This window comes from Actinocorallia libanotica, from assembly GCF_039525175.1.
GTDB lineage: Bacteria > Actinomycetota > Actinomycetes > Streptosporangiales > Streptosporangiaceae > Actinocorallia > Actinocorallia libanotica.
This window is the reverse complement of record NZ_BAAAHH010000019.1, coordinates 96107-109241: the sequence shown is the minus strand read 5'-3', so window position 1 is coordinate 109241 and position 13135 is coordinate 96107. Positions and strand designations below refer to the sequence as shown.

Below are 13135 nucleotides of genomic sequence, written 5' to 3'. Positions count from 1 at the left end.
ATCAGGCCTCCAGGACGGCGACGAGGTTCTGCTGCAGACAGGGTCCGCTGGTGGCGTGGCCCAGCGTCCGCCGTGCCTCGCCGCGGTGGATGAGGGCGGCGGCCTCGCCGATGCGGATCAGGCCGGTGGCCATCACCGGGTTGGCCGACAGAGGGCCGCCGGAGGGGTTGACCCGCACGTCGTCGCCGAGGTTCAGCGCCTCGCGCAGGATGAGCTCCTCATGGCTGAACTGCGTGTGCAGCTCGGCGACCTCGACGCCGGCGGCGCCGGCCTTCTCGCCGGCGATCTTCGCCGACGGCGAGACCGACAGGTCGCGCACGCCCGGGGAGTGGGCGTCGGCGCGGTGGTCGATGCCGCGGATCCAGGCCGGCTTCAGGCCGGTCCGCTCGCTGATCTCGCGGACCTTGTCGCCGGTGGCCAGGACGATGACGGCCGCGCCGTCCGCCTGCGGGGCGACGTCGTGGACCTTCAGCGGGGCGACGTCGTAGGGGGCGTCGTCCGCGGGGGCGTCCAGGTGCAGGGCGCGGGGATTGTCCTGCCCGGCGGCGCGGGCGCGGGCGGCGACCGCGGTGAGGTCGCCCTCCTTGGCGCCGGATCGGGTCAGGTACGCCTGGGCCTGCAGGGCGGCCATGGAGACCTGGTCGACGCCGAGCGGGGCCAGGTAGTACGGGTCCAGCTGCAGGCCGAGGACCTGGCGCACGCTGGTCTGCGACGGCTTGCCGAAGCCGTAGACCAGGGCGGTCTCGACCTCGTCGCTGTACTGCATCTTCACCCAGGCCTCGTACAGCGCCCAGGCGCCGTCCATCTCCACGTGGCTCTCGGAGATCGGCGGCCAGGCGCCGACGGCGTCCAGCGCGGAGACGAACGAGAACGGGCTGCCGAGCAGGTAGTCGCAGGAGCCGGAGCAGGTGAAGTCGAACCGGCTGATCCCGGTCTGCTCCTTGATCTCGGTGATCAGCGGCAGCAGCATCTCGGTCTCGTTCAGGCCCTGGTCCTCGGCGCTGTGCTGCGACTGGGTGAACGCGACGATCGCGACATCTTTCACAGGTACTCCTCGATCGTCTCGAAGGGGACGTCGGGCTCGCCGGAGGGTTCGAACCAGCGGATGTTGGACAGGGTCGGCCCCCACTCCTCACGCGGCTTCCAGGCGGCCTTCACCCGCATGCCCATCCGGACCTGGTCGGCGGGGATGCCGGCGACCAGGGTGAGCAGGGTGATGTCCGCGCCGTCCAGCAGGACGTAGGCGGAGACGAACGGCACCTCGGGCGCGCGCGGGTCGGGCAGGTTGTTGACGGCGAAGGTGGTGACGGTGCCGGTGGCGGCGACCTCGACCTCCTCGGTCGTCGGCACGCCGTCCTTGGCGCAGAAGCCCGCCATCGGGACGATGACCTTGCCGCACACGTCGCAGCGGTGGCCGAGGATCCTCCCCTCGGCGATCGCCTCGAAGAAGCGGTCCAGCGCCTTGCCGGGCTGGAGGTCGTACTCCAGGCGGTTCGCGGCGTTGATCATGCCGACCTCGGGGCGGAACGCCTTGATGTCGGTGATGTCGCCCTTGCGCTCCGCCTGGTACTCAGGACGCACCCGCAGGCCGGCCTTGAGCCGCTTGGGCGGCTTGGCGCCCCGCTCGAACTCGCCCACGTCCAGGGCGTGCAGGATCGCGGTGTCCGCGCCGTCCGGCCGGATCAGCGCCCAGGCGAACGGGCGGTCCAGCGGGTGGGTGGGCAGCGGCTCGGGCACCCAGGCGAAGGACTCGACGGTGCCGGACGGGCCGACCTCGACGAACTCGCCGGTGACCTCGTGGCCGTTGGCCGGGTCGTACTCCAGCGGCGGGAAGAGCACCTTGCCCGCCTGCGTCCTCACGCCGACGAGGCGCCCGTCGCGCAGCTCGGACAGGAAGCGGCCGATGACCGGGCCGACCGAGCGGGTGTACCCGCCCGGGAATTCAAGTACGTGATTGGGCAACTTTCGCTCCAACGTCAGATGGCGGTCGTACGGTCGGCCCAGTAGGGGTCGCGGAGCTTGCGCTTGAGCAGCTTGCCGTTGGGCTCGCGGGGCAGCGCCTGGCTGTAGTCGATCGTCCGCGGCCACTTCATCTTGGCCAGACGCGGCTTGAGGAACTCGAAGATCTCCTCGGTCAGCGCCTCGTTCGGCTCCACGCCGGCGGCGGGCTCGACGACCGCCTTGATCTCCTCGCCCCACTCGTCGTTGGGGATGCCGAACACCGCGACGTCCGCGACCTTCGGGTGCAGGATGATCTCGTTCTCGATCTCGGCGGGGTAGATGTTGGCGCCACCGGAGATGATCATGTCGGACTTGCGGTCGGACAGGAACAGGAAGCCGTCCTCGGTGAGGTAGCCGACGTCGCCGAGGGTGAAGAAGTCGCGCAGGCGCGACTTGGCGGTCTTCTCCTTGTCGCCCTTGTACTCGAAGTCCGCGCCGGCCATCTTCATGTAGATCGTGCCGGGGGTGCCCGCGGGGAGCTCGTTCCCGTCGTCGTCCACGACGATGACCTCGGAGATCGGCCAGGCGTTGCCGACGGTGCCCGGGTGGGCCAGCCAGTCCTCCGGCGAGGCGATGGTGCCGCCGCCCTCGGTGGCCGCGTAGTACTCCCAGATGCACGAGCCCCACCACTCCAGCATCTGGTACTTCAGCGGGACGGGGCAGGGCGCGGCGGCGTGGATCGCCCACTTCATGGAGGAGACGTCGTACTTGGCGCGCGTCTCCTCGGGCAGGGACAGCAGGCGCTTGAAGTGCGTGGGCACCATGTGGGTGTTGGTGACCTTGTACTTCTCGATCAGCCGGAGGGTGTCCTCGGCCTCCCACTTGTCCATGTAGACGAGCGTGTGGCCCATCTGCAGGGCGGTGCCGCCGAACTGCGTCACGGCCGTGTGGTAGTTCGGCGAGGTGACCAGGTGCGCCTGCTTCTCACCGGTGACGGCCACGCCCGGGGGGATGCCGAACAGGGTGAGCAGGAACGTCATGAACTCGGCGCTGTCGTCGGGGTCGATGCCGTACAGGGCGCGGCGCACGCCCTTGGGGCGGCCGGTCGTCCCGGACGTGTAGTGCATCGTCGCGCCGTTGCTGCGGTCCTCGGGCTTGGTGTCGGGGTGCCCCGCGAGGAGCTCCTCCACCGGGGTGAAGCCCGCGACGGAGCCGAAGGAGAAGCGCTTCGCCGCCTCCAGGCCGGCCTCGTCGGCGCCCTTGACGCCTTCGTCGGCGTGCCGCTCGTGCACGAAGAAGGCCTTGGCCTCGGAGTCGGCGACGATGTAGCCGATCTCGGGGCCGGTCAGGTGCCAGTTGATCGGGGTGTAGTACCAGCCGGCCTGCAGCGCGGCGAGGTAGAGCACCAGCCCCTCGACGCCGTTGGGGACCAGCCCGCAGATGCCGTCGTTCTTCTCCAGGCCCAGCCCGCGGAGCGCGTGGACCAGCCGGTTGGCCCGGCTCAGCAGTTCTCCCGCGGTGTACTCCGTGCCGTCCGGGTCGACGGCCGCGATCCAGTCCGGATCCTGCTCCGCGAGCCGCCAGAAGCCCAGGGTGCCCATGAGCACCTCCCTTGCCCTCGGGGGTGGATGTGGGTGAGACTCAAGTCCAGAGCGAGTAGATCACGTTCTAGTTTGAGTCGGCAAGGGGTGGATTTACTCTTGCTGGGCTGGTGATCTACTAACTAGAATCCGTTCTCATTCTGGACTCTCTGGAGGCACTCCGATGCCGGAAGTACTGCCGATCAGCACCGCTCACTGCACCGTCGAGCAGGACGGCCATGTGGTCATCGTGACGATGAATCGGCCGGAAGCCAAGAACGCGTTGAGCACGGACATGCTCGTGGGCATGGCGGACGCCTTCGCCTACATCAGCTCCGAGCCGTCGGTGCGCGTGGGCATCCTGACGGGCGCGGGCGGCGACTTCTGCTCCGGCGCGGACCTGAAGGCCATGAGCAAGCCCTCCGACGACGAGCGGGTGCGGCAGCGGGCCTCGGAGATCCCCAACTACCACTGGAAGGGCCTGCTGCGCGAGGCGGTGCCGACCAAGCCGATCATCTGCGCGATCGAGGGCTACGCGGTGGCCGGCGGCACCGAGCTGCTGATGGGCACCGACCTGCGCGTGGTCGCCGAGTCGGCGACCCTTGGCCTTTTCGAGGCCAAGCGCGGCCTGTTCCCGATGGGCGGCAGCGTGCTGCGCCTGCCCCGCCAGATCGGCTACGCCGCCGCCATGGACATCATGCTGACCGCCCGCTCGGTCACCCCGCAGGAGGCGCTGGCCATCGGCCTCATCAACCGGATCGTCCCGGACGGCGAGGCGCTGAAGGCCGCCCGCGAGCTGGCCGACCAGGTGGCCGCCTGCGCCCCCCTGTCCGTCCAGGCCATCCTGCGCACCCACCGCGAGACCTTCCACCTGCCCGAGGAGGAGGCCCTGCAGGTCTCCGACACCATCGGCTGGGAGGTCATGGGATCCGAGGACGCCAAGGAGGGCGCCCTCGCCTTCCGCGAGAAGCGCCCCGCGAACTTCCAGGGCAAGTAGACCGAGCCCTTCCGGACGGGCGGCGCCGCCACGCCCGTCCGGACCGCCCGCCCTCCTTGGCCGCATGCGGCCAATAACTGATTTCGTGCCGTAATCAGTGGTAATGCGGGGCACGGATCTGAGCATGACCGTTACCTGGAGAGACCGCTTCGTCCGCCGCGACAATCCGATCACCGCGGTGATCAACGTGATCACCGGGATCGTGGTGGGGATCATCGTGCTGGGGATCGTGCTGGTGTGGGCCGACGGCAACCGCGGCAACGCGCTCGTCGACTGGATCCTCGACGCCGCGAGCTGGCTGACCACCCCCTTCCACGGCATGTTCACCCCCGACGACCCCGATCTCGCCCTCCTGTTCAACTGGGGCCTCGCCGCGATCGTCTACTGGATCATCGGCTCCCTGCTGGCCCGCGTCTCCCGCGGCCGCGGCACCGTCTGACCCCCGCCGGCCGTGTTGATCTCCCCCTGACCCCTGCCCCCGGCGAGTTTTCCTGATTTTCGCTTTCCCGTGCGCTTCCCCCGATCCCGGGCTCTTCGTATTTACCGTCATGTGGAACGGCGGTGATTACGCTCGGTGCGCATGGACTTCGGTTTGCTGCTGCTGCGGTTGCTCTTCGGGCTGGCGATCGCCTCCCACGGAGCGCAGAAGCTGTTCGGCTGGTTCGGCGGGAACGGCATCGAGGGCACCGCGGCCTTCTTCGCCCAGCTGGGCTACGAACCCGGCGAGCTCTTCGCGGTCATCGCCGGCCTCAGCGAGTTCGTCGGCGGCCTCCTCCTGGCCCTGGGCCTCTTCACTCCCCTGGGCGCCGCGATGGTGATGGGCGTGATGCTCAACGCCGTCATCGTCGACTGGGAGAAAGGCTTCTACATGGCCTTCGAGAAGCCCGCCCTCTTCGGCTTCGCCGCCCTGGCCCTGGCCTTCACCGGCCCAGGCCGCTACAGCCTCGACCACGGCCGCAGATGGGAGCCCTCCGGCATCGGCTGGGGCTTCTCCGCCCTGGCCCTGGCCGTCATCGCCGCCCTCATCACCCTCCTCGTCCGCCAGTAGCGGCACCGCCCGCCCCGAACGCGGAAGAAGCCCCCGGTCCGAGGACCGGGGGCTTCTGGGGGAACGGGGACCGGGGGGTCAGTCCTCGTTGGTGATCTTGTTGAGGCGCTCGATGGCCTCGATGTACTCCTCCATGAGGTCGTAGACGACCTGGGCGGCCGGCTTGACCTGGTTCATGGAGCCGACGATCTGGCCGACCGGGAAGGTGACGAGCTCGCCGTCGCCGGAGCGGCCGATGCGCTTGAGCGCGTCGGAGATGAGCATGAACTGCATGGGCATCGGGAGGTAGCCGGGAGAGTTCTCGGCCTCCCAGGCCTCCGTCCACGCGGTCTTGAGGAAGCGGGCGGGCTTGCCCGTCCAGGCGCGGGAGCGCACGGTGTCGCGGCTGGTGGCGTCCAGCAGCTTGGGGATGGCCTGCTCGGGGGTGTCGGCCTCCTCGACGGTCAGCCAGATGCTGCCCGTCCAGGCGCCCTCGGCGCCCAGGGCCATGCCCGCCGCGACCTGCCGGCCCCGGCCGATGCCGCCGGCGGCGAGGACGATGGTGTCCTCACCGACGGCGTCCACCACGTCCGGGATGAGGACCATGGTGGAGACCTCACCGGTGTGGCCGCCGGCCTCGGTGCCCTGCGCGACGATGATGTCGACGCCCACGGCCTCCTGCTTGAGGGCGTGGTGGGCGCTGGAGGCCAGGCCCGCGACTTTCACGCCGTGCTCGTGGGCGAGCTCGACGACGTCCGCGGGCGGCGGGCCGAGCGCGTTGGCCAGCAGCGCGATCGGGTGCTTGAGCGCCACCTCGACCTGCGGCCGCGCCGTCTGGTCCGTCCAGCCCAGCAGCACCCGGTCGGCGCTCTCGGTGGACGGCTCGACGCCGTGCTCGGCCAGCAGGTTCTCCAGGAAGTCCTTGTGCTGCTGGGGGATCATGGCCTGGAGCTTGCCCAGCAGCTCCTCGGCGTCGCCCAGGTCCGCGCCCTCGTACTTGGCCGGCATCACGACGTCCACACCGTACGGCTTGCCGCCGATGTGCTCGTCGATCCACTTGAGCTCCATCTCGAGCTCTTCCGGCGTGAAGTACAGCGCACCCAGGACGCCCATGCCGCCTGCGCGGCTCACCGCCACGACCACGTCGCGACAGTGACTGAAAGCGAAGATCGGGTACTCGATACCGAACATCTCGGTTACACGTGTCCGCACCCCCGCACTGTAAGCCGCGGGGGTGCAAAACTGCAACAGGTTCTATTTACGATTTGCTGAGCCAGCCAGCGGATCAGGGCCCTGAGCGGTAACACGTTCTACATCCTGGCCGGTGTCGGCCCGCCGCCCGCGCCGATCCGGCCCGGCCAGCAGGCTCAGCACCCCGCCCGCGGCCAGCAGGACGAACCCGGCGCCCAGGAAGACCATCGGCAGCGTGTCGCGCACCAGCTCGATCTTCCCGGCGTACTTCTCCGACAGCCCCGCCAGGACCTTCACGTCCTTGTCCTGGAGCACCAGATCGGCCTGCACGAAGACGCCCTCGTCGCCCTTGGCGGTGCGCAGGGTCGAGTCGACGTTCTGCCGGATCTTGACAGGCATCCCGGTGCGCGGGTCGATCCACAGCGTGTTCTCCGCCGCGTAGTACCGGTCGATCTTCACCGGCTTGGCCTTCTTCGGCAGTCCCACGACGGTCGGCGCGACCGGCTTCTTCGACCGCGCCACCATGGTCGGCTCGACCTTCTGCTCGAACCGGTAGGCGGTGATCCCCTCGACCTCTTCCACGCCGGCGAACCGCGCCGGCCAGGTGCGGCCGGTCAACAGGTCGAAGAGCTGGTAGGTCTCCTTGTGCACGTTGCCGACCGGCAGCATCATCCAGTACCCGGTCTGGGCGATCTCGGTGTTCCGGTCGACGTGGGTGTTCTCGCCGGCGCGCAGCAGGCCCGTCCGGCGGTCGAGCCCCAGCCGGAACTCGTTCAGCGAGATCGCCTGGTCTCCCGAGTACAGCTGGAGAATTCCGCCCAGGACCAGAAGGTCGTCGTCGCCCGACTTGACGTCGCCGCCGACGTTCAGACGGGCCTCCATCTCCTTGCCCGAGACCACCTTGTTCTTGGACGAGTCGAAATAAGTCGTGTCCGAGGCCTGCAGCGTGAGGTTCTCGCCGAAGTCCAAGGGGGCCGCGATCACCCGATCCGCTGTGTAGAAGCGGGTCAGGGGCGCCATGGCCAGGAAGAACGCTCCCAGCATCACGAGCAGGAAGCCGCCGCGCTTCATGCTTCAGTACCTCCAGACAAAAACCCATGGAAGGCCCGATATGCGGCCTCTGCCCGTACTAGCGCGTAACCCTACCGGAGCACGGTTTCCTGATTCTTTTGTCTGCCAGTCCGATATCAGGCCGTAGTCTCTGGCGACGAAAACCGCTTCTGCGAGACGGAGACCAGCGCTGGCCGCACGTCGGTTCCTCCCCGCCCTCCTCGGGCTCGGGCTTGGCCTGCTGATCCTGGGCCCGGCCCTGCGCCCGGGTTTCGTGCTGAGCTACGACATGGTGTTCGTGCCGGATCCGCCGCGTACCGACGCGATGTTCGGCGGCACGGGGGGCTTCCCCCGGCAGGTGCCCAGCGACGCGTTCGCCGCCGCCCTGTCCTTCCTTCCCTGGTCGCAGCAGCTGATCCTGCTGGCGGTCTTCGTCCTGGCGGCGGCCGGCATGGGCAGGCTCGTTCCGGGCGGCCTCCCCGCCAAGCTCGCCTCCGTCGTCTTCTACCTGTGGAACCCCTACGTCGCCGAACGCCTCCTCCTCGGCCACTGGGCGCTGCTGCTGGGGTACGCGGGGCTGCCCTGGGTGCTGGACGCCGTTCTGCGCCGCCGCCCGATCGCCCTCGCCGCGGCGCTCCTCCCCGCCGCCATCGGGGGGTTCGCGGCCATGAACATCACTGCGCTCGTCCTGTTCGGCGGACTGGTCGCCGTCCGGGGCAGGGGCGCCCCGCGCGCCGTCCTCACCTTCACGGCGATGGCCCTCCCCTGGCTGGTACCGGCGCTCCTCAACGCCTCCGGCACGCGCACGGACCCCCTCGGCGTGGACCTCTTCGCCGCCCGCGCCGACACCGCCTTCGGCACCTTCGGCAGCCTCCTCTCCCTGGGCGGCCTCTGGAACGCCGAGACCGTGCCCCCCGGCTACTCCGCCTTCCTGCCCTCCCTCCTGCGGCTGCTCCTCTGCCTGGCCTCCCTCGCCGCGCTGCTCGGCCACCGCGACGGCCCCCTGAAACGCGCCGCCCTCCTCTCCGGCGCTCTGGGCCTGGCCCTGGCCTCCCTCGGGATCACCGCCCCCGGCCGCGCCCTTCTCCGCGCCCTCATCGACTTCTGGCCGGCCTTCGGCGCCCTTCGCGACGCCCAGCTCTATGCGGCGCCCCTGGCCCTCGCCCTGGCCGTCGGCTTCTCCCGCTTCGCCGAGCCCCTGGCCGGGAAGAGGCGCGAGTGGCGCGGCCCCTGGGCGGCGCTCGTGCCGGTTCTGCTGCTGCCGTCGCTGGCCTGGGGCGTCTTCGGGCGGCTCGAAGCGGTGGAGTACCCGGCGGAGTGGCGGACCGCGCAGCGGATGATCAACGCGGATCCGGTGGCCGGGGAGGTCCTGTCGCTGCCGTGGGGCGCCTACCGGCGGCCGGAGTGGAACGGGGGGCGGGCCGTGCTCGATCCGTGGCCCCGAATGACCGGACGGCGGGTGGTCTGGAACGACGGGCTGCGGGTCGGGGACCGCGAGCTGGCCCGGGAGGATCCCCGGTCGGTCGAGACCGACCGCTTGCTGCGGGGCGGCGGCGACCTGACCGCGGCACTGGCGGATGCGGGTTTCCGTTATGTAGTCATCGCCAGGGACATATCAGAAAAATCATGGCAAGTGCGCCTAGCCCAAGCCAGCCTTGTCGTGGAGGGTCCCACCCTTCTCGTCTACCTGCTGGACCAGCCTGGTTGATTTGGTACAAATAGCTCTACTCTTAACCCTCCGGGTGACATGAGAAAGGCTGACGATGCGCATCCTGATCGCGATCATCGCTGGAGTGCTGCTGGCCGCAGGCTCGTCCGTGGCCGTCGTCAACGCCTCCACCGACAAGCCCGCCCCCAGGCCCCTCCCGATCTACAACTACGGTGCGCGCTAGCCGCGCGGCGATGTGGCACGGTCAACGGGGACGGTAGGGGCAGTCGAGAACCGGCGGGTACGCGGGGAGAGACCCCTGCGGGTCGCGGTCGTCAACTGGCGCGACCCCTGGCAGCGCGCCGCCGGGGGCGCCGAACTCTACGCATGGCAGATCAGCGAGCAACTGCGTCTGCGCGGCGCGCACGTCACCTTCGTGACCAGCCGGGAGCCCGGCCAGGCCCGCCGGGAGCGGCGCTCGGGCATCGAGATCGTCCGCATGGGCGGGGTGTACTCGCGTTATCCGCTGGTGCTGGCCTGGCTGTCGCGCCACCGCCGCTCCTTCGACGTGGCGATCGACTGCATGAACGGGGTGCCGTTCCTCTCCCCGCTGGCCCTGGCCCGGACCACCAAGATCATACTTTTGGTGCACCACGTGCACGACGAGCAGTTCTTCGTCTACTTCGGCCGCTTCCTGGCCACCATCGGCCGCTTCCTGGAGGGCCCGGTCGCCCGGCGGCTGTACCGGAGGCACCCGACCGTCGCGGTCTCCCCCTCCACCGCACGCGAACTGCGCGGCAGGCTCGGCTGGCGCGGACCGGTCTACATCGTGCCGAACGGCGCGCCGCCGCCGGCCCATCTGCCCGAGGCGGTCACCGACGGCAGTCCGTCCATCGTCTGCGTGGGCAGGCTCGTCGCCCACAAGCGGATCGAGTCGCTGGTGGACATGGCCGCGCGGCTCCGCGAGGACCTGCCGGGCGTCCGCCTGCACATCGTCGGACGCGGCGAGCAGCACGAGACGCTCGCCGCCCGGATCCGCGACCGCGGCCTGACCGAGCACGTCGTCCTCCACGGCTTCCTGCCCGAGCACGCCAAGAACGAGCTCCTCGCCGGGGCCGACCTGCACATCTCGGCGTCCCGCTACGAGGGCTGGGGCCTGTCGGTGATCGAGGCGGCCGCGCTGGGCGTCCCCACCGTCGCCTACGACGTCAACGGGCTGCGCGACGCGATCCGCGACGGCGAGACCGGCTGGCTCGCCCTGCCCGGCGAGGACCTCGCCGACACCGTCCGCCGCGCCCTCAAGGAGCTCGACTCCCGCCGCTCCCAGATCAGCGCCGCCTGCACCACCTGGGCGGCCACCTTCACCTGGGAGTCCAGCGGGGAGCGCATGCACCGCCTGATCCAGGACGATCTGGATGCCTTCTAGCCGGACCCCCCCGAAGACGGAGCACGGCGCCTCGGAACGAACGCGGATCCTGGTGTCGCTGCTGGTGCTGATGTCGTCGGCGTTCACGATCTCGCCGGGGCGGATCCTGCCCGACACCAAGCTGGACATGGCGCTGAACCCCTCGGGGTTCCTGGAGCGGGCGCTGCACATGTGGGATCCGGCGGTCTCGCTGGGCCAGGTGCAGAACCAGGCATACGGCTACTTCTTCCCGATGGGGCCGTTCTACCTGCTCGGCGACCTGCTGCGCCTCCCTCCGTGGATCACCCAGCGGCTGTGGCTCGGTCTGGTGCTGTGCACGGCCTTCCTCGGGGTGGTCAAGCTCGCCAGGGCGATGGGGATCGGCGGCCCCGGCACCCGGCTGCTCGCCGGTTTCGCCTACGCGCTGGCGCCCCGCGCCCAGGTCCTCATCGGCACGAACTCCTCGGAGTTCTGGCCCACGGCCGTGCTGCCCTGGATGCTGCTCCCGCTGGTCACCGTCCGCTCCCCCAGACGGGCCGCGGCCCTGTCCGCCCTGGCCGTGGTGGCCTGCGGCGGGATCAACGCCACCGCCGAGCTGGCGGTCCTCGTCGTCCCCCTGCTGTACCTGCTGTGGTACCGGCGGCGGCTGCTGCTCTGGTGGCTGCCTCTGGTCGCCGCGGCGTCGTTCTGGTGGCTGGCCCCCACCTACCTGATGGGCCGCCACATCTTCGAGTTCCTGCCCTACACCGAGACCGCGACCACGACCACGTCGGTCACCTCGGTGCCGAACGTGCTGCGCGGCGCCTCCCAGTGGACCGCCCACCTGCCCACCGGTTTCAGCCCCTGGTGGCCCGCCGGATACGACCTGGCCTCCTCGCCCTGGCTGATCGCGGTGACCCTCCTGGTCTCCGGCCTGGGCATGTACGGCCTGCGCCGCACCCCCCACCGGCCCTTCCTCGCCGCCTCCCTCCTCCTCGGCATGGCCGTCATCGTCACCGGGCACTCCGGCACGCTGTTCGCCGACCACTTCCGGGATCTCCTCGACGGTCCGCTGGCCGCCTTCCGCAACCTCCACAAGTTCGACGCCCTGATCCGCCTGCCGCTGGCACTCGGCCTGGCCTGCCTCGTACCCGCCGGAGTGGCGGCGGTGCACGGCCGGGCCTCGGTGGTGTGGCAAAAGGCGCTGGGCGCCCTCGAAAGGAGAGGGCTGCCGCCGTGGGGGCGGCCGCTGGAGAACGCCTGGCAGGCGATACGCCGGCACGGAGTCGCCTGGAGCGCCGCCGTGATGCTGACCGCGCTGGCGGCGGTACCCGTCGTCTCCCCCGGGCTGGGGATCCCGGACGCTCCTCGGGGGATCCCCCGTTACCTGAAGGACGCCACGGGCTGGCTGAACGAGCGTGCCGGGCATGAGGACGGGGCGATCCTGGCGCTTCCCGGCCAGCAGTTCGGCCAGTACCTCTACGGCCAGATGATGGACGATCCGCTGCAGTCGCTGCTGGAGGGCCGCTGGGCCACCAGGATGGTGACGCCCGGCGGATCGGCGGGGATGGCCCGCCTCATGGAGACGATCGACGAGCGGTTCGCCGCGGGGCGGGGATCTTCCGGGCTCGCCGAGGTCCTGGCCCGGATGGGCGTCCGGTATGTCCTTGTCCGCAACGACCTGGACCGCCGGGTGGTCGACGGCGCGTGGCCCGCCCGGCTGCACGACGCGCTCGCGGCGATGCCGGAGATCCGGCGGGTCGCGGCGTTCGGGGACCCGGTCGGGGCGAAGATCACCGACGCCGTCGGCTCGGTGGACCAGGAGTATCCGCCGGTCGAGATCTACGAGGTTCCCGGCGCCGCGCCCGTCGCCGCGCTGGCCGGCGGGGAGCCGCTGCGGGTCGACGGAGGCCCGGAGTCCCTGATCGCGCTGGCCGACCAGGGCCTGCTGGCCGGCGGAAGGCCGGTGCTGGTCAACGACGGCGACCCGGACGTCGTCACCGACACCCTGCGCAGGCGGGAGGTGGCCTTCTCGGACCTGCGCGGCGGGTCCTCCCCCACGATGGAGGCCGACGAGCCGTACTCGGGGAACGCCCCGGTCAAGGACTTCACCGAGCCGGGCTGGGCGGAACGGCAGGCGGTCGCCGAGCTGAGCGGGATCGGGTCGGTGAGCGCTTCCTCCAGCGCGGCCGACGTCAGCGCTCTGACCTCCGGTGATTCGATCGCCCGGCATCCGTTCGCCGCGCTCGACGGCGACCCGGCGACCCAGTGGACCTCCTCCGGCTGGTCCGGGGGGCATGGGGAATGGCTGAAGGTC

11 protein-coding genes and 1 pseudogene are annotated in these 13135 nt (G+C 70.3%); 7 read left to right on the top strand and 5 right to left on the bottom strand.

Annotated features, from left to right (window positions below; all coding sequences use genetic code 11):
- Position 1 precedes the first annotated feature (1 nt).
- Genes ABD140_RS22490 through ABD140_RS22480 form a run of 3 tightly spaced genes read right to left on the bottom strand, consistent with a single transcriptional unit; the run spans position 2 to position 3542 of the window.
- Positions 2 to 1045 carry a thiolase domain-containing protein gene (locus ABD140_RS22490; RefSeq protein ID WP_344242901.1) on the bottom strand — a complete coding sequence of 348 codons (1044 nt, stop codon included), beginning with the start codon at positions 1043 to 1045 and terminating at the stop codon, positions 2 to 4.
- The gene (locus ABD140_RS22485; RefSeq protein ID WP_344242899.1) at positions 1042 to 1962 is read right to left on the bottom strand and encodes a Zn-ribbon domain-containing OB-fold protein; all 921 of its coding nucleotides are present in this window, start codon (positions 1960 to 1962) and stop codon (positions 1042 to 1044) included. Before ABD140_RS22485 ends, ABD140_RS22490 begins: the two co-directional genes overlap by 4 nt.
- 14 nt (positions 1963 to 1976) lie before the next feature.
- Complete coding sequence (locus tag ABD140_RS22480; RefSeq protein WP_344242898.1) at positions 1977 to 3542, bottom strand: acyl-CoA synthetase; 1566 nt, start codon at positions 3540 to 3542, stop codon at positions 1977 to 1979.
- Between the two features lie 163 nt (positions 3543 to 3705).
- Between ABD140_RS22480 and ABD140_RS22475 the strand changes: the two genes are divergently transcribed.
- The 3 genes from ABD140_RS22475 to ABD140_RS22465 all read left to right on the top strand — a co-directional run bounded on the left by ABD140_RS22475 (position 3706) and on the right by ABD140_RS22465 (position 5566).
- Positions 3706 to 4518, top strand: a complete 813-nt coding sequence (locus tag ABD140_RS22475) for a crotonase/enoyl-CoA hydratase family protein (RefSeq protein WP_344242897.1) — start codon at positions 3706 to 3708, stop codon at positions 4516 to 4518.
- 124 nt (positions 4519 to 4642) lie between these two features.
- On the top strand, positions 4643 to 4957 hold the full coding sequence (locus ABD140_RS22470) for a hypothetical protein (RefSeq protein ID WP_344242896.1): 315 nt from the start codon (positions 4643 to 4645) through the stop codon (positions 4955 to 4957).
- A 141-nt stretch (positions 4958 to 5098) separates the two neighbouring features.
- Complete coding sequence (locus ABD140_RS22465) at positions 5099 to 5566, top strand: DoxX family protein (RefSeq protein WP_344242895.1); 468 nt, start codon at positions 5099 to 5101, stop codon at positions 5564 to 5566.
- 78 nt (positions 5567 to 5644) lie between these two features.
- Here the strand turns inward: ABD140_RS22465 and ABD140_RS22460 are convergent, their stop codons facing one another.
- Together ABD140_RS22460 and pgfA are read right to left on the bottom strand one after the other, a co-directional pair.
- Positions 5645 to 6757 (bottom strand): NAD(P)H-dependent flavin oxidoreductase, encoded by a 1113-nt coding sequence (locus ABD140_RS22460; protein WP_344242894.1) that lies wholly within the window; start codon positions 6755 to 6757, stop codon positions 5645 to 5647.
- A 42-nt stretch (positions 6758 to 6799) separates the two neighbouring features.
- Positions 6800 to 7807 (bottom strand): cell envelope lipid trafficking protein PgfA, encoded by a 1008-nt coding sequence (gene pgfA / locus ABD140_RS22455; RefSeq protein ID WP_344242893.1) that lies wholly within the window; start codon positions 7805 to 7807, stop codon positions 6800 to 6802.
- Between the two features lie 130 nt (positions 7808 to 7937).
- On the opposite strand from pgfA, the gene ABD140_RS22450 reads away from it, so the two are divergent.
- The 4 genes and pseudogenes from ABD140_RS22450 to ABD140_RS22435 form a co-directional block, all read left to right on the top strand.
- A complete protein-coding gene (locus ABD140_RS22450; RefSeq protein ID WP_486303348.1) occupies positions 7938 to 9494 on the top strand; it encodes an MmpA family trehalose lipid delivery protein in 1557 nt (518 codons plus the stop codon).
- A gap of 55 nt (positions 9495 to 9549) precedes the next feature.
- Positions 9550 to 9678 carry a hypothetical protein gene (locus tag ABD140_RS22445; protein ID WP_344242891.1) on the top strand — a complete coding sequence of 43 codons (129 nt, stop codon included), beginning with the start codon at positions 9550 to 9552 and terminating at the stop codon, positions 9676 to 9678.
- 12 nt (positions 9679 to 9690) lie between these two features.
- Positions 9691 to 10860, top strand: a complete 1170-nt coding sequence (locus tag ABD140_RS22440; protein WP_344242890.1) for a glycosyltransferase family 4 protein — start codon at positions 9691 to 9693, stop codon at positions 10858 to 10860.
- A pseudogene (locus ABD140_RS22435) lies at positions 10850 to 12892 on the top strand (alpha-(1->3)-arabinofuranosyltransferase domain-containing protein); the annotation flags it as partial. The gene ABD140_RS22440 and the pseudogene ABD140_RS22435, both read left to right, overlap by 11 nt.
- Between the last annotated feature and the right edge of the window lie 243 nt (positions 12893 to 13135).

Excerpts from the sequence above, each read along its gene's own strand:
- ABD140_RS22480 (WP_344242898.1), bottom strand. The coding sequence starts at position 3,542 with ATGGGCACCCTGGGCTTCTGGCGGCTCGCGGAGCAGGATCCGGACTGG.
- ABD140_RS22475 (WP_344242897.1), top strand. The coding sequence starts at position 3,706 with ATGCCGGAAGTACTGCCGATCAGCACCGCTCACTGCACCGTCGAGCAG.
- ABD140_RS22470 (WP_344242896.1), top strand. The coding sequence starts at position 4,643 with ATGACCGTTACCTGGAGAGACCGCTTCGTCCGCCGCGACAATCCGATC.
- ABD140_RS22465 (WP_344242895.1), top strand. The coding sequence starts at position 5,099 with ATGGACTTCGGTTTGCTGCTGCTGCGGTTGCTCTTCGGGCTGGCGATC.
- pgfA (WP_344242893.1), bottom strand. The coding sequence starts at position 7,807 with ATGAAGCGCGGCGGCTTCCTGCTCGTGATGCTGGGAGCGTTCTTCCTG.
- ABD140_RS22445 (WP_344242891.1), top strand. The coding sequence starts at position 9,550 with ATGCGCATCCTGATCGCGATCATCGCTGGAGTGCTGCTGGCCGCAGGC.